The sequence below is a fragment of the Polynucleobacter campilacus genome, assembly GCF_002206625.1.
GTDB classification, from domain to species: Bacteria; Pseudomonadota; Gammaproteobacteria; order Burkholderiales; family Burkholderiaceae; genus Polynucleobacter; species Polynucleobacter campilacus.
Genome location: NZ_NGUP01000003.1, coordinates 182,456 through 198,489, shown reverse-complemented (window position 1 = coordinate 198,489; position 16,034 = coordinate 182,456). Strand labels below are relative to the sequence as shown.

Sequence of the window (16,034 nt, the reverse complement as noted above, 5' to 3'; positions counted from 1 at the left end):
ATGAAACAGTTTCGTGCAACAGTCAGAGCAAGTGGGATGGTGGTGACTACAGTAGTCTTCGCAACTTCTACGCTTGAGGCGCAGAAGATATTGCAAGCGCAGTTTGGCGCCAACAACGTTGTTAGCATTCCTACACAAATACATTAAGTCTATGCTCATCAAAGAAGTCACCACCATCAAACCTATACGGCCACTGACGCCACAGCAACAGCGTATTGACACGCTCAAGCAACAAGTTAAACGCAGTCAAGAGGCTGTCAAAGCTGAACGACAGCGTCAGCAAGTCGCTAAGGCTCAGACTCAATTAGCTAAAGCCAAAATGCCCATTCAAAACTGAATGTTGTAAACCCACAACGCACGAACCCCAGCCAGCAGTGCTCTAAGGGGGGGTAGCAAACATCCATCAAGCAAAAACCATACTAATATATATAATCATACTGGTAATTTTAATTAATTACTACAAGCAATAAAAATAACTAACGACACAAGGGATAACAGAATGAAAATCAAACTATTAGTAGCAGCCGCCGCAACAGTAGTGGCTAGTTCAGCAATGGCTCAGTCAGCATTTGAAGGATTCTATGGACAGATTGCTACTGGATATGAGAGTAACAATGCTTCAAATTTAAATTACACTGGCAGTCAAGCAGGTGCTAATGATACTTGGAATAGCAGTAGCCAATCTTTTGGCGGTATCCCATTGGTGATTGGCGCTGGTTATAACTATTCTGTTGCTCCTAAGTGGTTGGTAGGAATTGGTGTAGATTATTCTGTCTTGAATCAAAAGAGTTCAACATACAACTCAAATATTGGTGGATATTCACTTAAGGGCTCCACGCTAGAAACCTCTAATCGTCTTAACATATTCGTTACACCTGGATACGAGATTGATAAAGACAAATTAGTGTATCTGAAGGCAGGCTATAGCTCTGTGTCCATCAAGCAGCAGACTCCAACTACATACACTACAAGTAGCAGTGGTTCTTTAGTTAGCACTAACTCATCATCAACGCAAGGCGGATATGTGGTTGGCTTGGGCTACAAGCAAATCATCACTGGCGGTATTTATGGATTTGCTGAAGGTAACTATATGAGTTACGGCAAGCCAAGCTTTTCTGCCACTCAAACAGATGGTTATAAGCTCACAAGCAACCCAAGTATTAACTCGTACCAACTCCTCGTTGGTGTTGGCTACAAGTTCTAAACAAACTTAGCCTCTCAAAAAGCCACTGTTCGCAGTGGCTTTTTTGTTTCTACACCATCAACCAACCCTAATAATTAGGATTAGACACTCTGAAGCTACAAGGCGTATAGGTTTGACGGGGTTGGCATAGTCAGCACATTCGTCAGCACGGGGAAACTATTACAATAGCCACTTATAGATTCCAACAAGGTTTATACGGGCCTATAGCTCAGTTGGTTAGAGCAGAGGACTCATAATCCTTTGGTCCCAGGTTCAAGTCCTGGTGGGCCCACCAGAAAAGCAAACCCTCATCAGAAATGGTGGGGGTTTTGTCTTTCGCCTCTGGCCTTATTTAAGGGTTAAATTTCTTTTAAGCGAGAACTTTTACGTGATTTTTCATAAAAGTGATTAGGCTTTGATTTAACCCAATGAATAAATCGCTGCATTTCAGGATGTTCTTGAAGAGCTGTAGCAGTATTAAATTGCACGGCTAGTTCAGTTTCAGTAAAGAGGGCGTGTATCTGACGATGACAAATCCGGTGTAGGTACTCGGTAGTTTTCCCGCCTTTGGACTTCGGTATGAGGTGATGGGCATCTTTTTGGGAATCAGGTATAGGGCGGTCGCAGATAGGGCAGACCACATCCACCGCTTTTAGGAATGGTGTTGGCGCAAGCGAAATTAACTTCCTGCGAATTTTGCCAATCATCTGGTTTTTGAAATATTCATGTGTCGTACAAGTTTAGTAAATAAGTCATAAACTTGCAGGGTGCCAAAATTCTTGTCCAAAACACTTTCTGAATCTGATATATCCCGCCTGATTGAGATGGCCTGGGAAGACCGTACCCCATTTGATGCCATCGAGAAATCATTTGGATTATCTGAGCCACAAGTCATTCAATTAATGCGCCACGAACTTAAACGGGGTTCATTTGAATTATGGCGTAAGCGCGTTACAGGAAGAGCAACCAAGCACGTTGCGCTTCGAAGTAAGTTGGTTGATCGCGCCTATTGTCCAACACAGTACAAAAATAAATGAGTTCTCCCAAAAGAATAGTTCTGATTCTGGGGGATCAGTTAGATTTAAATGGAGCTGCCCTCAGAGGTTTTGATTTCAAGACTGATGAAATAGTCATGATTGAGTCCATTGCAGAAGCGCAATATGTTTGGTCCCATAAAGCCAAGATTGCTCTGTTTTTATCTGCTATGCGCCACTTTGCCATTCAGTTAAAAGAGCTCAAGTACCCTCTGACTTACATTAAAGACTCACCGCTATCAATCGTTGAGGCCTTAAAAGAAAAACTGATTAAAAAGGGCGTTACAGACCTCATCTGTGTTGAACCAGGCGAATGGCGCTTAAAGCAGCAGATAGAAGAATTGGCAGGCGAGCTATCGCTCAGACTTGAGATGCGTGAGGATGATCACTTCTATTGCTCGCATCAAGAGTTTTTGGAATGGGTAGCGGATAAAAAAGAATTACGGCTAGAGTACTTTTATCGCCTAATGCGTAAGCGCCACAATATCCTGGTTGATAACCAAGGGAATCCTCAAGGCGGACAGTGGAATTTTGATCAAGACAACCGTAAGTCCTATTCTAAAAAGGGCCCCGGCATTATTGAGTCCCCCGTATTATTTGAGCCAGATTCAGCGACAAAAGAAGTTCTTGAGTTTGTTAACGATACCTACCCAAATCATCCTGGCTCACTAGATCATTTTCGGTGGCCAGTAACTCGAGCTCAAGCCCTTGAAGCGCTAGATTATTTTGTGGAATATCGTTTAAGAAACTTTGGAGTATTTCAGGATGCCATGTGGACGGATACTCCGTTTGGCTGGCATTCCATTCTATCGAGCTCACTCAATCTGAAGTTACTCAACCCACGAGAAGTGATTGCCGCTGTTTTGCAGGCCTGGAAAAAATACTCTTTAGATCTTTCTACCGTTGAGGGATTTATTCGCCAAATACTCGGTTGGCGAGAGTTTGTACGAGGCATGTATTACTTAGATATGCCTAAGATGGCTCAAGATAATTATTACGATCATCAAAGAGCTCTACCTAAATGGTATTGGACTGGTCAAACCAATATGGCTTGTATGAAAGATGCGATCGGTCAAACACTGCAGTATGGTTATGCGCATCATATTCAGCGCCTGATGGTAACGGGCAACTTTGCCTTGCTAGCAGAAATTCTGCCAAAAGAAGTGTGTGACTGGTACTTGGCAATCTATGTCGATGCGATTGAGTGGGTAGAGCTGCCAAATACTGCTGGCATGGCTCTGTTTGCAAATGGTGGTCGCTTTACCAGTAAGCCCTATATTGCCAGTGGAGCCTATATCAAGCGCATGAGTAATTATTGCGGCTCCTGCCAGTACAAGTCAGATGTTCGCTTTGGAGAAGAAGCTTGCCCAGTAACAACCTTGTATTGGAATTTCTTAATTAAACATCGTAGTCAGTTTGAATCGAGTCCACGCACAAAGCTGATGACTGCCAATCTCAAGCGCATTAGCGATGAGGACCAAAAGTCAATCGTGGAGCATGCAGATCACCTCCTAACCCATCTCAATGATCTCTAGGGTTTGAGATGAGCGCTTCCTTTAAGGGTAATAAAAGTTTTCTGCCAAGCAAAATTTGCGTCGTCTGCAAAAAAGAGATGACCTGGAGAAAGTCTTGGGCCAAAAATTGGGAAGAAGTGAAATATTGCTCAGATGCTTGTAGGAAAAAAGCACCTAAGTCGCAGGCCTAAATCAGTAATTGACTTTTTACCAGGGCAGTTTTTCACCTGAGTAAGAAAGAAAGCTTCCTGAATCTTCTTTCTTTAAATTTTCAATCACTGCAAACATATCCGCCACTGCATCGTGCGCAGGCCTGCCAATCTGCTCGCCACGAAAAGGTTTTGAGAGTCTCGAGTTCACAGTACCAGGATGCATTGCGATCAAGGCAGTATTCGGCTTGGTGCGCGCCCATTCAATGGAGGCTGTTTTAATCAGCATATTGAGCGCAGCCTTTGAGGCTCGGTAGCTATACCAACCACCGAGACGGTTATCTTCAATACTGCCAACTTTGGCCGACAGGGTAACCATGATGCCGTTTTTAGGATCTAGTAATTTAGAGAAGTGCCGAATAGTTAGTGCTGGACCAATCGCGTTGATCTTCATCAGCTCTACTAGTTGATCAGCATTAAGATCATCTAGTTTCTTTTCAGGCATCCAATTGCTAGTGTGCAAGACGCCAATCGTATTAATGATGAGTTGAAAAGGTGCTTCTTGAGAGAGTGCTGTGGCACACGATTCTATTGAGTCTGGGTGCTGGTAATCGATACTCTGTTCTGAGTGACGATGAATACCTACGACACTTGAGCACAGAGGATTACTTTCAAGTAGCTCCATAAACGCTGCGCCAATGGTTCCAGAGGAACCAATAATGAGGGCAGAAAAAGGGCTTGGAAGCAGTTTCAAGGTGTCTTAATTAATGTAGTCTTCATTCAGTTTAGTTAATAAGTCTTAAACCTGCTCAATAAGGGCTGATTTGCTAGGCTATGGCCCTTTCATGATAGGTAGGCTAGGGGTGTGTCATTTTCATGCGGGCGTAAAATGTAAAAATCATTTAAAGTGATTTATATGGAAGAGATAGCCCACTACACACCCCTTGGATTTTCTGATCGAGTTGCCTTATTTTTTACTAAAGGCATGCGTTTTTTTGCTGATACTTTTTTTAAGAAGCGCTATGGGCACCGAGCGGTTGTTTTAGAGACTGTTGCGGGGGTTCCGGGAATGGTTGCTGGAATGTGGACTCATTTAACCAGCCTACGGAGTATGAAAGTTGGCTATGGGCCAAAGATTCGAGTGCTTTTAGCGGAAGCTGAGAATGAAAGAATGCATCTCATGACTTTCATTGAGGTTGCAAAGCCTAATATGTTTGAGCGCTACCTTGTCTTGATTGCGCAGGCGATTTTCTGGAATTTCTTTTTCATTATTTATGTATTCTTTCCAAGAACTGCCCATCGCATCGTTGGCTATTTTGAGGAAGAGGCAGTCTATTCCTATACCGAATATCTAAAAGAAATTGACGAGGGTCGTATAGAGAATGTCCCAGCTCCTCAAATCGCCATTGATTATTGGAAGCTTGAACCTAGTGCAACTCTACGAGATGTGGTGATTGCTGTGCGCAATGATGAGGCCCATCACCGGGATACAAACCATCAATTTGCTAGTGACTACGACAAGGCCTAATGATGAAGGCTCCAGATAAGCGTTGCTGTGGCTCTGGTGTTTGCATCATCAATGATGCGGGCGAGTGCTGGTGTGGCCAAGTATGGGACGGTGAAAAAATGTCCGCACCTAGCTTGAATCTACAAGCAGCTACCGATAAAAACCAAGAGCAAGATTCCGATAAGATCAAGCCTAACTCCTAAATTGAGTTTCAGGCAGGTTCTCTTTTGACTATAGGAAGCTTAAATTATGATGACTCCTGATGAGATTGCAGGACTAATTCCGGCAGAAAAAGCCCGTTTTCGTTCTCCGATACCTACCCAAGCAATTTCAAGTGATGAGTTTTTGCCTGGCGTGCAGACTCCCAAGCAAAAAGAATTTGAGACTCGTATCAAGGATATCGGCACAGCCCTTGCCAAGCATCAAGGAATACCTCGCCGCCGATTTTTTCAAAGTGCTGCAGGAATGGCAGCAGCTTTTTTGGTAATGAATGACACCTTTGGCCCGCTATACAGCGTTAGTCATGCCGAGGCCGCAACACCAGAGCTGGCTAATGAAAGATCTGCTTTGTTAAAAGATCAGTTCATTATGGATATGCATACCCATTTCTTACGTGACGATACCAGGCTAGAAGGCTTTGTGAGATCTCGCGAGGCTGTAGGCAAAGCCTCATGGAATCCTGCTTTAGTTGGTAAACCACAAACCTTAGATGACTTGAAGTTTGCCAATTACTTTAAAGAGATTTATTTAGATAGCGATACTAAAGTGGCATTGATTTCTGGTTCTGGATCTGAGGATCCCCGAGATTGGTTTTTGACTAATGCAATGAAAGCGCAGGCGCGTGAATCAGTGAATCAAGGATCCGGTACTAAAAGAATGTTTTCACATGCCATTTTTATGCCGGGAATGCCGGGTTGGTTAGAAAAGGCCGAAGCAGATCACGAAAATTTAAAGCCAGACTCTTTTAAGGGTTACACGATCGGCGATAACACTAATAAGCAACTTTCAAAGCACCCTTGGCGTCTTGATGATGAGAAATTGCTTTATCCTTTTTATGAAAAGTTAGCGAAATGGAGTAAAGCTAAGCCAAGCTTAGCGAATGTCTGTGTTCATAAAGGTCTTTATCCACCATCAATCACGCAGCAGTATCCTCACTTATTGGCTTATGCAAAAGTAGATGACGTTGCAAAAGCTGCCAAAGACTGGCCCCAATTAAATTTCGTTATTTACCATTCTGCTTTTCGTTATACAGGTGGAACCTGGGATATAGGATGGGAGCAGTTTAGACAATCTGGCCGCATTGATTGGGTAACAGATTTAGCCCAGATCCCACAAAAAATGGGTGTCACGAATGTCTATGGTGATTTAGGTCAAATTTTTGCTCAAAGCACTATTGCCGAACCAAGGCTATGCGCCGCGATGCTTGGTCAGCTTATTCAAGGCTTAGGCGCCGATCACGTTGTTTGGGGTACCGACGCCATCTGGACAGGCTCCCCTCAATGGCAAATTGAGGCTTTACGTCGATTAGAAATTCCTGAGGATATGCAGAAAAAATATGGTTTTAATCCTCTGGGCTCTGCAGATGGAGCAGTCAAGCGAGCAATCTTTGGCGAAAATTCTGCACGGCTATATAACTTTACCGCTGCACAACGAGCCGCCTTAATGACTGATAAGGTTGCTATCGCAAAAGTGAATTATGACCAGTATGGGGATGGTAGAACAAATCTCAGATATGGTTATATGCAGGCTTAATTTAGCCCAACTTTCATCTGCAATACTTTTCTAATAATAGATGCGGGTATTTACTGTCTATTTCTACCTCTGATTGTTGTATAAATTGATTTCTTAGAAACCAAATCTTGATGGCTGCAAAGATTGTATTAAATGGAATAGGGAAGATGACACAAGAAAAAAATATTACACGCCGCAATGTATTAAAAATGAGTGTGGGTACGGCTATTCTGAGTAGTGCAGGCGTAAGTCAAGCCCATGACAAGAGTGTAAAAACTCCTTTTAATGTTGAGCAGGTCTACATTCCTATTGCTGGTAGTAGCCAAGAATTTCCGGTGCGTAGGATTTATTGCATTGGTAGAAACTATGCAGCGCATGCAAGAGAAATGGGTTCTGACCCGACGCGTGAACCCCCATTCTTCTTTCAAAAGCCAACAGATGCCATTCAGTTTGTTGCGCCAAATAAAATCGTGGATCATCCTTATCCAACTTTGACCAAGAATTACCACTATGAGGTGGAGTTGGTTGCGGCCTTAAACAAAGGCGGCAAGAATATCCCAGTTGAAAAAGCACTTGATCATGTATTTGGTTATGCACTTGGCTTGGATATGACGCGCAGAGACCTGCAGCGTTTTATGGGGGATCAAAAGAAGCCTTGGGAAATTGGTAAGTCCTTTGATCGCTCGGCACCCATTGGCCCCATTTTCCCGCTTGCCAATATTGGACATTTCACCAAGGGGAATATTGAGCTTTCAGTCAATGGGGCCGTGAAACAAAAGGCGGATTTATCGCAAATGATTTGGTCAGTAGCTGAGCAAATTTCTAAATTATCCGAAGCTAACGAGCTCTACCCTGGGGATATTATCTACTCGGGAACTCCTGAAAATGTGGGCCCAGTCATCAAGGGTGACGTGATTCGTTGCTCTATAGATCGATTGCCAGATTTAGTCATTAAGATTGTTTAAATTGGAAAACTTTAAAAATAATGGGGGCATAGTGAAGCTTCAATTCTTTGTCAAGGCGTTGATATTTTCTGCCTTGTCCAGCATTTCTTTAGTTGCGTTGGCGGCTTATCCAGATAGACCGGTAACGATCATCATTGGTTTCCCGCCGGGCACGGGCACAGATACAGTCACGCGCATCATGGCCGATCGTCTTTCTCAGAGAATGGGACAGCAATTTTTAGTAGAAAACAAAGTGGGCGTAGCAGGAAGTATCGGAGCAGGAATTGCTGCTAAGGCTAAGCCAGACGGATATACCTTATTGGTCAGTGCTTCTGCACCGATGTCGATCAACCCCCATATTTATAAAACCCTCACTTACACTCCTCTGACGGATTTCACACCAATTGGAATGCTTGTCTGGCTACCCTATTTAATGGTGGTCAATCCGAATGATCCAGCCAATACTTTGCAACAATTTCTGGCAAATGCGCAAAAGAGCCCAACCCCGATTAGCTATGGATCTACTGGCAATGGCGCTACTAGTAACTTAGTGATGTCAGTGCTAGCTAAGCGTGCCAATATTGAAATGACTCAGGTTCCCTATAAAGGCAGCAGTCAAGCACAAGCAGATGTGATTGGTGGGCAATTACCAGTCACTTTTGATACGCTATCTTCCAGTATTGCGATGGTGCGGGCCGGTAAGTTAAAGCCCTTGGCAGTTGCTACGCTGAAAAGAACGGAGCTTGCGCCAGAAATCCCAACTGTGGTTGAGCAAGGTTTTCCCGGTTTTGAAATTGGAGCTTGGCTAGGACTTTTTGGTCCAGTTGGCCTACCTCCAGCGATTCAGAAAACCTTATTAAATGAAATCAATCTCATATTGCAAGAGCCAGAAACACGCGCGAAGTTAGCAAAGGGTGGGGCTGAGGTGAGATCTTCATCTTCCTCTGGAGAATTTTCGGTGTTCTTAAAAAATGATTACGAAAATACTGGAAAGTTAATTCGTGATTTCAACATTAAGCCAATGGAATAAAAGAGTAATGAATAAATCCACTTATGTTGTTAGTCCTGCGGAGCGTCAGGCCCGTATTGACTTGGCAGCCTGCTATAGACTAGTCGCTCATTTTGGTATGAGTGATTTGATATACAACCATATTACCGCTAGAGTTCCTGATAGTGCAGAAGAGCTTATTTTAATTAACCCTTATGGTTTGATGTACAACGAAGTCACTGCCTCTAATCTCATCACTATTAATTTGGATGGTGAAGTGATCTATAACCCTAATCCAGATTTTGGGATTAATCAGGCTGGATATGTGATTCATAGTGCTGTGCATCGCGCTAGAGAGAATGTCAGCTGTGTTATCCATACTCACACGCGAGCTGGTATGGCTGTTTCTGCGATGGAATGTGGCCTGCTACCCATTACACAAACATCGATGCGATTTTATGGCATCCCTTATCACGACTATGAAAGCGTTGCGATTGATTTAGACGAGCAGTCACGCCTAGTTGCAGATTTGGGTGATCAAACTGCCATGATTCTGCGGAATCATGGCCTCCTAGCGGTGGGCCCAAGTACAGCCCAAGCCTTTAATACTTTATATTGGCTAGAAATGGCATGTAAGGCTCAGGTAGATGCGCTCTCTTCCGGGGTTAAATTAACGATGCCACCGGATGAAGTCATTCAGAAGACTCACCACCTATACCAACCTCACGTCAGAAGGCCATTCGGGGAGATGGAATGGCCCGCAATGCTGCGTATTGTAGAAAAGTTAGACCCTACTTATAAAAACTAATATATCAAGTTGTTATAGCTGTTTAAAAAACACGCTCAGCCAAAGGCTTTTGATCTATGAAGTTTTGTATATTTTTCACAACTGATTCGATCCTTCTTTCATCGAGTTGATCAGTCCAGCTAGCAGTGTGAGGAGTCATGATGACGTTATCTAGCTCATGGAACGGTAGCGCTGATGGACGCATTTCTAAATTATCAGTACTGGCATATTGATACCAAACATCCAGTAGCGCGCCTCCAATCTCATGGTTTTTGAGGGCCTGATAAATGGCTACCTCATTAATAATCGGCCCCCTAGCAACGTTGATGACGACACCAGTGGGCTTCATTTTTTTTAGTGTGGATTCATTTATTAAATCCCTGGTACTTTCGCTCAGAGGCGCAGTGATGAGAACGTAGTCACTTTCCATCAATAAGGCCTCAAGATGTGAACTGTCTTTCCACCACTTCAATCTAGCGTCTACCTTTGGATTGCGGCTAATCGCAATAAACTCCATCCCAAAAGGAGTGGCGAGCTCAGTGACTCTTTTGGCGATATGTCCAAAGCCAATAAAGCCAATGGTTTTATGTTGAATCTCACTATGTTTCAGTCCTCGTACGATAGAGCCACCGTAAGTCCATTTACCCTGGCGGAGTTCCCGGTCCATGAGGCGCATATTGATAGCAAACTCCAAAATACCCAGCATGACGTATTCGGCGATAGGTTCAGAGTGCTGATTTGTATTGCAAACGATGCAGCCAGCTGGAAGCCATTCTTTTTTCAGCCACTCCATGCCAGAAAATGGCACTTGGATTAATTGAAGTTGCTTACCTGCCGTAATGAGATCCTTTACTAGGGTCGGATCTTTGGAGTAAACCAGCTCAGCTGATACAACCAAAATATGCGCCTTGGATACAAGCTCCAGCAATTCAGATTTAGCTTGTTCAACAATGCAGTGTTGAACTACCCAGGGTTTTCCAAGAGCCTGGATCAGTGGAACAAGAAATATTTTTCCGTATTCTCCAACTATTAGAATATTTCTAGGCATGATCTTCCAATGTCATTAATGGCTTAAATATACAGCTAATTCTGCTCTCATCAGTCTTTGGTCCCAGGCCTAGGTTCTAGTCAGCGAATAAGGATGGAAATCATCATCTCAAATATCATGGGGTATATTGAACATTGGCCTATACTTAAAATAAAAAATAGCCCAATAATGCAAAAGATTACGACCTTGATGCTAAGGAAATTCTGATTTTTCATTCTTGGAATAGGATTCAATAGGGGACTTATGAAAACAAAATTACATTTTCTTGTTGTGTGTTTGACGCTAACCATTTTCTCGGCAAACTCTTACGCCCACAAAGATACGGATCCACCTCATCAAACTTATGCAGAGGGCAATCTTGTCCTTGAAAATGGGGCCACTATTGAAAACTTCAAAATTTCCTTCACCACGCAGGGTGTTCTTAACGCAGATAAATCCAATGCCATTTTGATGGTGACTGCGATTGGCGGAAATCATCACCGTATTGATTACCTAATAGGTCCTGGCAGGGCTCTCGATACAGATAAGTATTTTGTGATTTGTACGGATGCGATAGGCAATGGCTTGACAAGCTCTCCATCAAATAGCCAAACACAGGCCAATGTGAGTTTTCCAGAGTTCAATATCCGAGATATGGTGAACAGTCAATATCGATTAGTGACGGAGCATTTTGGGATCACCAAGCTGGTGACAGTGGTGGGCGCCTCCATGGGCGGTATGCAAGCTTTGCAGTGGGCTGTTTCTTATCCCAATGCGATGCAGTCAATCGTACCCATCATTCCTTTGGCTAAAACCCATGCATGGACTTCTGGGGTGCTTGAGATGCTTAGCAAAGCATCATGACTGACTCAGCTTACCAGGGCGGTAAATATGACAAGCCCGTTGAAAAAGGAATGCGCCTATGGGCAGGGTGGTTAAGTGGAGTGATTGTTAGAACACCTTCCTACCAAAATCAACAATTCAATAGTCCTGAGGCAGAAATTAACTTTCTCAATAAGCTACAGGATGCTTCTTGGAAGCGTATGGATGCGAATGATTGGATTTGGCAATCTCGCGCTTATGATCGCCATGATATTGGGCAAACAAAGGGTTTTAATGGCGATACGATTGCTGCATTGAAATCAATCAAAGCAAAGACATTGATTCTGGCAGGAACTGGGGATTTGCTTAATCCAGAATCTGATGCCAAGGAATCAGTAAAATATATACCTCAGGCGAAATATGTTGCGATTAATGAGGCTGCACCTATGGGGCATCTTTCAGGGGCAGGAGTAACGCCGAATGAGAATGAAGTTCAGAATAAAGCAATTAAGCAGTTTTTAAGTACGCTAAAAAATAAATAAAAAAGCCACCCAAGGGTGGCTTGAGGGCTGGGAGTGATCATTTCACTTCGTTTTAACGAAAGTGACCCAGTTAGCTCCTTTGCCGCCAGCAACTCTTTCAATCAGACTTAATTCACCATTAGCTTGATTGATGGAGTAGAGAGATACCTTGTCAGACTTTTGTCCGGAGGCAACTAAAAATTGACCGCTAGGATCAACATTAAATCCTCTCGGCATTTCTTCTGTAGGTATCGTAAACAGATACTTTACTTTGCCTGTTTGAGGGTTAACTTCAAAGCCGCTTAATGTGCTCTTAGTTCTTTCGGATGTGTAGAGAAATTTACCGTTGGGTGTTAATTTAATTTCAGCACAGAAAATCATATTAGAGTCATCAAATGCAGTTGCCTCTGGTGAGCCAGTTGGAGGTCTTGGTCTGCCGGGCACTAATTTACTATCACTTGGCAGGCTAGATACAGCCTGAATTTGAGTCAATGCCCCTGATTTGATATCTCGAGAGAAAACTACCACCTCACCAGTCATCTCTGTAATGACATAGGCAAATTTATTGTCGTCCGAAATAACAATATGTCTTGGCCCTTGTTGTTTTTGGAGGGCTACTGAAGTTGATGTTTCAGAGAGAGGCTTGGCTTGAGAGGCATTAAAAGTATGGATTTTAATTTCATCTGTTCCTAGCTGGGGCACATAGACAAACTTATTGGACTGGTCAAATATGATTGCATGTGGATTTTTGCCGCCACTTGGAAATGCTTCCGCTGGGATAGGATTGACATAGCCATTGGCTTGTATTTGGTTCACGCTGTTGTTATGGCCGCCAAAAGAGGTGGCTAATAACCATTTACCAGTTTTATCTGTAGATACAGCAACCATGCTATCGGGCAATGGTATTGCACCAGTCCATTTTAGCTGTCCATTAGACTGATCTATTTGATACATATATAAAGAAAAGGGCTTAGAGCGGACCGAGGCATATAAATTTTTACCATCGGGTGTTACAGCCATAGGCATAGCGAATTTTCCAGCCGGAAAGCGCCCAACTAAATTTAAGTGTGGACTTGACCCAGTCGTTAGCTCATAAGCTGCAATATCGGCATCTTCAATGTTTGAAATGTATACGTAAGTGCCGCAATACGCTGTGCTTGCTATTGCCACTCCAGATATTGCAAAAGCTAACTTCCCGAAAATAGTTTTCATGATGATTCTCCCTTTGGTATTTTTTTGAGTTTGTTTTTATTGTTCTTGGCTCAGAATAACGGTTGTGCTTGCCTTGAGAACATTGGTATCTTCCATTAGTTTTATACCAATTGCTGCCTTGACTGAGATTTGGATAGGGTCAGTCATCTCAGCTTTTTTAGGGTTGAGAGGGGAAAAGAGGTAATATTATTTTCTTATAAAAAGTCTACCAGCCATTTAATTAAAAATAATCAATAACTAGGAGAAGTGATGAATCGCGATAATTTTGAAAAAGGGTTAAAAACCCGCAAAGAAGTATTAGGCGCTGAGTATGTTGAGACCTCACTCAAGAATGCAGATGATTTCAACATGCCAATGCAAGAGTTGGTGACTGAGTATTGCTGGAACGAGATTTGGAATCGACCAGGCCTAGAAAGAAAAACGCGTAGCTTTTTAAATCTTGCCATGATCGCAGCGCTAAATCGCCCACATGAGTTGAAGCTACATGTCAGAGGCGCTATTAATAATGGCTTAACAAAAGAAGAGATTCAAGAAGTCTTTTTACAGGTTGCAATTTATTGTGGCGTCCCAGCTGCCATTGATAGCTTTCGTGTAGCTAAGGAAGTCTTTAAAGAAATGGGTATCTAATGCAAGCATCCGATACAAAGATCGCTTTTGTGGGATTGGGGCTCATGGGAGTCCCCATGGCAAAAAACCTCCTGAAGGCCGGATATCAGATTTCTGGATTTGATCTTAATCAAGAGGTAGCAGCAAAGTTTTCAGATGACAAAGGGTTTCAGTTTGTATCGAGCCCTGAGCAAGCAATACAAGATGCCAATCTAACGATCTTAATGTTGCCGGATAGCACCATCATTGATGCGCTTTTGTGGGGCAGTAATGGATCTGCAGGTATTGCTACTCAGTTGAGTAAGGATAGCTACCTCATGGATATGAGCTCATCTAGCCCGATCTCATCTAAAGAAAATAATCAAAAATTAGAGAAGTTGGGTATTAAGTTTATTGATGCTCCAGTATCTGGAGGGGTTAAAAAAGCAATTGATGGATCGCTAGCCATTATTGTTGGTGGAAAAAAAGAATATTTTGGAGAGATTCATTCGTTACTGGAATGTATGGGCAAGAGCATTGTGCATGTTGGCGATGCAGGTGCAGCGCATGCAGTGAAGGCTTTGAATAATTATGTGTCTGCAGCTGGATTGATTGCTGCCTCTGAGGCACTCAATGCGGCGAATAAGTTTGGCTTAGATCCTCATGTCGTAAATCAAGTGTTTAATGCTTCAACCGGTCGTAATAACACGACCGAAAATAAAGTTGAAAATTTTATGCTCAATGATGCCTTTAATTCTGGCTTCTCCTTGGCTTTAATGCGTAAAGATGTGCAAATTGCGCTGAACTTTATTGAGAATATGAATTGCTATGCAAACCTGGCAAAGCAATGCGTTCTCACTGCCAAAGAGGCGGATGAGAAGCTGGGTAAAGGTGCAGACCATACCGCTATGTTTGACTATGTCAGGTCTGCGGCTCTTTAATTCGCCTAATTATTTGATGGGAGTGTTATGAAATTCATCTACAAACTTCTTTTAGCATTGAGTTGCTTATCTGCATCCCTAGCGTTTGCCGCCTATCCCGATAAGCAAATCACGATTGTTGTCCCATTTCCGCCAGGCGGCTCTACAGATGTATTAGGCAGGGTTTTGGCGCAGTCGATGTCTAAGGATTTAGGGCAATCTGTCATTATTGAAAACTCTGGCGGCGCAGGTGGAACGATTGGTGCAGCTAAGGTTGCCAAAGCGAGTCCAGATGGATACACCTTACTTTTTCATAATATGGCTCAAGCATCTGCACCAGCGCTGTATTCAAAATTACCTTATGACCCAGCAACTGACTTTATTCCGATTGGTATGGTAACTGATGTTCCAATGGTTTTGGTTGCCAGAAAAGATTTCCCGGCAGAGTCCCTTCAAGGTTTTGTTGATTATGTGCGAGCAAACCCTGATAAGGTGAATTTCGCTAATGCAGGTGTTGGCGCTACATCGAACTTGTGCGAAGTGCTCATAAAGTCAACTTTGGGAGCATCCTGGCTATCAGTTTCTTATAAAGGAACTGGCCCAGCACTCAATGATTTATTGGCTGGACAAGTCGATGTCATTTGCGATCAACCAGCCAGTACATTGCAACATATTCGTGCGGGTAGTATCAAAGCACTTGCTGTAGCTAGCAAGGATCGTATTAGCTCCTTACCTACAACGCCCACATTTAGTCAATCCGGTATGCCTGGTTTTCAATTATCGGTATGGCATGCTTTATATGCACCCAAAGATACCCCCAAACCAGTGATTGATCGATTAACAAAAGCATTAAATAATGCATTGAAAGATCCAGGCTTAGTGCGTCGCTTTGGTGAAATGGATGCTTCTGTGGCTACTCCTACAATAGCTAACCCTAGCTATGGATCCAAATTTTTATTGACGGATATTGAGAGATGGAAAGTCGCCATGAAAAACGCGGGAGTTAAACCTCAGTAAATTGATATTCGTTAAATAATGGAGAGTCCTTGGATTGATCTTTGATCATGATTGTTCTCTGGAAATAAAAACACCAACTGAATAGTTGGTGTT

General features: G+C 43.0%; 21 protein-coding genes and 1 tRNA gene. 18 read left to right on the top strand and 4 right to left on the bottom strand.

The annotated features are described in order from the left end of the window. From CBI31_RS10325 to CBI31_RS04485, 4 genes are all read left to right on the top strand, one after another. Window positions 1–147 (top strand): hypothetical protein, encoded by a 147-nt coding sequence (locus CBI31_RS10325; RefSeq protein WP_161491182.1) that lies wholly within the window; start codon window positions 1–3, stop codon window positions 145–147. Window positions 148–151: 4 nt separating this feature from the next. Then, window positions 152–337 carry a hypothetical protein gene (locus CBI31_RS04495; RefSeq protein WP_088525222.1) on the top strand — a complete coding sequence of 62 codons (186 nt, stop codon included), beginning with the start codon at window positions 152–154 and terminating at the stop codon, window positions 335–337. A gap of 162 nt (window positions 338–499) precedes the next feature. Beyond that, a complete protein-coding gene (locus tag CBI31_RS04490) occupies window positions 500–1,204 on the top strand; it encodes an outer membrane protein (RefSeq protein WP_088525221.1) in 705 nt (234 codons plus the stop codon). Between the two features lie 197 nt (window positions 1,205–1,401). Beyond that, a tRNA-Ile gene (locus CBI31_RS04485) sits at window positions 1,402–1,478 on the top strand. A 64-nt stretch (window positions 1,479–1,542) separates the two neighbouring features. Here CBI31_RS04485 and CBI31_RS04480 read toward each other — a convergent pair. Further along, a complete protein-coding gene (locus CBI31_RS04480; protein WP_088525220.1) occupies window positions 1,543–1,890 on the bottom strand; it encodes an HNH endonuclease in 348 nt (115 codons plus the stop codon). A 72-nt stretch (window positions 1,891–1,962) separates the two neighbouring features. Between CBI31_RS04480 and CBI31_RS04475 the strand changes: the two genes are divergently transcribed. The 3 genes from CBI31_RS04475 to CBI31_RS10630 are packed head-to-tail and all read left to right on the top strand — an operon-like array spanning window position 1,963 to window position 3,922. Beyond that, entirely contained in the window at window positions 1,963–2,220 is a 258-nt protein-coding gene (locus tag CBI31_RS04475) for a TIGR03643 family protein (protein ID WP_240553733.1), read from the top strand. Next, on the top strand, window positions 2,217–3,752 hold the full coding sequence (locus CBI31_RS04470; protein ID WP_088525218.1) for a cryptochrome/photolyase family protein: 1,536 nt from the start codon (window positions 2,217–2,219) through the stop codon (window positions 3,750–3,752). Before CBI31_RS04475 ends, CBI31_RS04470 begins: the two co-directional genes overlap by 4 nt. Window positions 3,753–3,760: 8 nt before the next feature. Next, the gene (locus CBI31_RS10630; protein WP_088525217.1) at window positions 3,761–3,922 is read left to right on the top strand and encodes a DUF2256 domain-containing protein; all 162 of its coding nucleotides are present in this window, start codon (window positions 3,761–3,763) and stop codon (window positions 3,920–3,922) included. A 16-nt stretch (window positions 3,923–3,938) separates the two neighbouring features. On the opposite strand, the gene CBI31_RS04460 is transcribed toward CBI31_RS10630, so the two are convergent. Beyond that, window positions 3,939–4,634, bottom strand: coding sequence for an SDR family NAD(P)-dependent oxidoreductase (locus tag CBI31_RS04460; protein WP_088525216.1), 696 nt, complete (start codon window positions 4,632–4,634; stop codon window positions 3,939–3,941). 162 nt (window positions 4,635–4,796) lie between these two features. Between CBI31_RS04460 and CBI31_RS04455 the strand changes: the two genes are divergently transcribed. From CBI31_RS04455 to CBI31_RS04430, 6 genes are all read left to right on the top strand, one after another. After that, window positions 4,797–5,408 (top strand): alternative oxidase, encoded by a 612-nt coding sequence (locus CBI31_RS04455; protein WP_088525215.1) that lies wholly within the window; start codon window positions 4,797–4,799, stop codon window positions 5,406–5,408. Continuing rightward, on the top strand, window positions 5,408–5,590 hold the full coding sequence (locus CBI31_RS04450) for a hypothetical protein (protein WP_206075454.1): 183 nt from the start codon (window positions 5,408–5,410) through the stop codon (window positions 5,588–5,590). Before CBI31_RS04455 ends, CBI31_RS04450 begins: the two co-directional genes overlap by 1 nt. Window positions 5,591–5,636: 46 nt before the next feature. After that, window positions 5,637–7,139 (top strand): amidohydrolase family protein, encoded by a 1,503-nt coding sequence (locus tag CBI31_RS04445; RefSeq protein ID WP_088525213.1) that lies wholly within the window; start codon window positions 5,637–5,639, stop codon window positions 7,137–7,139. A gap of 146 nt (window positions 7,140–7,285) precedes the next feature. Beyond that, the gene (locus CBI31_RS04440; RefSeq protein WP_088525857.1) at window positions 7,286–8,083 is read left to right on the top strand and encodes a fumarylacetoacetate hydrolase family protein; all 798 of its coding nucleotides are present in this window, start codon (window positions 7,286–7,288) and stop codon (window positions 8,081–8,083) included. Window positions 8,084–8,114: 31 nt separating this feature from the next. Then, complete coding sequence (locus CBI31_RS04435) at window positions 8,115–9,092, top strand: Bug family tripartite tricarboxylate transporter substrate binding protein (protein ID WP_133062486.1); 978 nt, start codon at window positions 8,115–8,117, stop codon at window positions 9,090–9,092. 7 nt (window positions 9,093–9,099) lie between these two features. Then, window positions 9,100–9,858, top strand: coding sequence for a class II aldolase/adducin family protein (locus CBI31_RS04430; RefSeq protein ID WP_088525211.1), 759 nt, complete (start codon window positions 9,100–9,102; stop codon window positions 9,856–9,858). A gap of 22 nt (window positions 9,859–9,880) precedes the next feature. Here the strand turns inward: CBI31_RS04430 and CBI31_RS04425 are convergent, their stop codons facing one another. Then, window positions 9,881–10,885, bottom strand: coding sequence for a 2-hydroxyacid dehydrogenase (locus tag CBI31_RS04425; RefSeq protein WP_088525210.1), 1,005 nt, complete (start codon window positions 10,883–10,885; stop codon window positions 9,881–9,883). Between the two features lie 243 nt (window positions 10,886–11,128). Here CBI31_RS04425 and CBI31_RS04420 point away from each other — a divergent pair, with 243 nt between their 5' ends. After that, window positions 11,129–11,728 carry an alpha/beta fold hydrolase gene (locus tag CBI31_RS04420; RefSeq protein WP_088525209.1) on the top strand — a complete coding sequence of 200 codons (600 nt, stop codon included), beginning with the start codon at window positions 11,129–11,131 and terminating at the stop codon, window positions 11,726–11,728. Further along, window positions 11,725–12,228, top strand: coding sequence for an alpha/beta hydrolase family protein (locus CBI31_RS04415; protein WP_088525208.1), 504 nt, complete (start codon window positions 11,725–11,727; stop codon window positions 12,226–12,228). Before CBI31_RS04420 ends, CBI31_RS04415 begins: the two co-directional genes overlap by 4 nt. A gap of 42 nt (window positions 12,229–12,270) precedes the next feature. Here CBI31_RS04415 and CBI31_RS04410 read toward each other — a convergent pair whose 3' ends face one another. Beyond that, window positions 12,271–13,419, bottom strand: coding sequence for a lactonase family protein (locus tag CBI31_RS04410; RefSeq protein ID WP_088525207.1), 1,149 nt, complete (start codon window positions 13,417–13,419; stop codon window positions 12,271–12,273). 249 nt (window positions 13,420–13,668) lie between these two features. Between CBI31_RS04410 and CBI31_RS04405 the strand changes: the two genes are divergently transcribed. From CBI31_RS04405 to CBI31_RS04395, 3 genes are read left to right on the top strand one after another with little or no spacing between them, the layout of a single operon-like run. After that, window positions 13,669–14,046 carry a carboxymuconolactone decarboxylase family protein gene (locus tag CBI31_RS04405; RefSeq protein ID WP_088525206.1) on the top strand — a complete coding sequence of 126 codons (378 nt, stop codon included), beginning with the start codon at window positions 13,669–13,671 and terminating at the stop codon, window positions 14,044–14,046. Further along, window positions 14,046–14,945 (top strand): NAD(P)-dependent oxidoreductase, encoded by a 900-nt coding sequence (locus CBI31_RS04400; RefSeq protein WP_088525205.1) that lies wholly within the window; start codon window positions 14,046–14,048, stop codon window positions 14,943–14,945. The genes CBI31_RS04405 and CBI31_RS04400 overlap by 1 nt, the downstream gene beginning before the upstream one ends. A 27-nt stretch (window positions 14,946–14,972) precedes the next feature. Continuing rightward, the gene (locus tag CBI31_RS04395; protein ID WP_088525204.1) at window positions 14,973–15,941 is read left to right on the top strand and encodes a tripartite tricarboxylate transporter substrate-binding protein; all 969 of its coding nucleotides are present in this window, start codon (window positions 14,973–14,975) and stop codon (window positions 15,939–15,941) included. Window positions 15,942–16,034: the final 93 nt, after the last annotated feature.

Bases quoted from the DNA above. Each gene is read 5' to 3' on its own strand.
- CBI31_RS10325 (WP_161491182.1), top strand. From the start codon at position 1: ATGAAACAGTTTCGTGCAACAGTCAGAGCAAGTGGGATGGTGGTGACT.
- CBI31_RS04495 (WP_088525222.1), top strand. From the start codon at position 152: ATGCTCATCAAAGAAGTCACCACCATCAAACCTATACGGCCACTGACG.
- CBI31_RS04490 (WP_088525221.1), top strand. From the start codon at position 500: ATGAAAATCAAACTATTAGTAGCAGCCGCCGCAACAGTAGTGGCTAGT.
- CBI31_RS04480 (WP_088525220.1), bottom strand. From the start codon at position 1,890: ATGATTGGCAAAATTCGCAGGAAGTTAATTTCGCTTGCGCCAACACCA.
- CBI31_RS04470 (WP_088525218.1), top strand. From the start codon at position 2,217: ATGAGTTCTCCCAAAAGAATAGTTCTGATTCTGGGGGATCAGTTAGAT.
- CBI31_RS10630 (WP_088525217.1), top strand. From the start codon at position 3,761: ATGAGCGCTTCCTTTAAGGGTAATAAAAGTTTTCTGCCAAGCAAAATT.
- CBI31_RS04455 (WP_088525215.1), top strand. From the start codon at position 4,797: ATGGAAGAGATAGCCCACTACACACCCCTTGGATTTTCTGATCGAGTT.
- CBI31_RS04450 (WP_206075454.1), top strand. From the start codon at position 5,408: ATGATGAAGGCTCCAGATAAGCGTTGCTGTGGCTCTGGTGTTTGCATC.
- CBI31_RS04445 (WP_088525213.1), top strand. From the start codon at position 5,637: ATGATGACTCCTGATGAGATTGCAGGACTAATTCCGGCAGAAAAAGCC.
- CBI31_RS04440 (WP_088525857.1), top strand. From the start codon at position 7,286: ATGACACAAGAAAAAAATATTACACGCCGCAATGTATTAAAAATGAGT.
- CBI31_RS04430 (WP_088525211.1), top strand. From the start codon at position 9,100: ATGAATAAATCCACTTATGTTGTTAGTCCTGCGGAGCGTCAGGCCCGT.
- CBI31_RS04425 (WP_088525210.1), bottom strand. From the start codon at position 10,885: ATGCCTAGAAATATTCTAATAGTTGGAGAATACGGAAAAATATTTCTT.
- CBI31_RS04420 (WP_088525209.1), top strand. From the start codon at position 11,129: ATGAAAACAAAATTACATTTTCTTGTTGTGTGTTTGACGCTAACCATT.
- CBI31_RS04415 (WP_088525208.1), top strand. From the start codon at position 11,725: ATGACTGACTCAGCTTACCAGGGCGGTAAATATGACAAGCCCGTTGAA.
- CBI31_RS04410 (WP_088525207.1), bottom strand. From the start codon at position 13,419: ATGAAAACTATTTTCGGGAAGTTAGCTTTTGCAATATCTGGAGTGGCA.
- CBI31_RS04405 (WP_088525206.1), top strand. From the start codon at position 13,669: ATGAATCGCGATAATTTTGAAAAAGGGTTAAAAACCCGCAAAGAAGTA.
- CBI31_RS04400 (WP_088525205.1), top strand. From the start codon at position 14,046: ATGCAAGCATCCGATACAAAGATCGCTTTTGTGGGATTGGGGCTCATG.
- CBI31_RS04395 (WP_088525204.1), top strand. From the start codon at position 14,973: ATGAAATTCATCTACAAACTTCTTTTAGCATTGAGTTGCTTATCTGCA.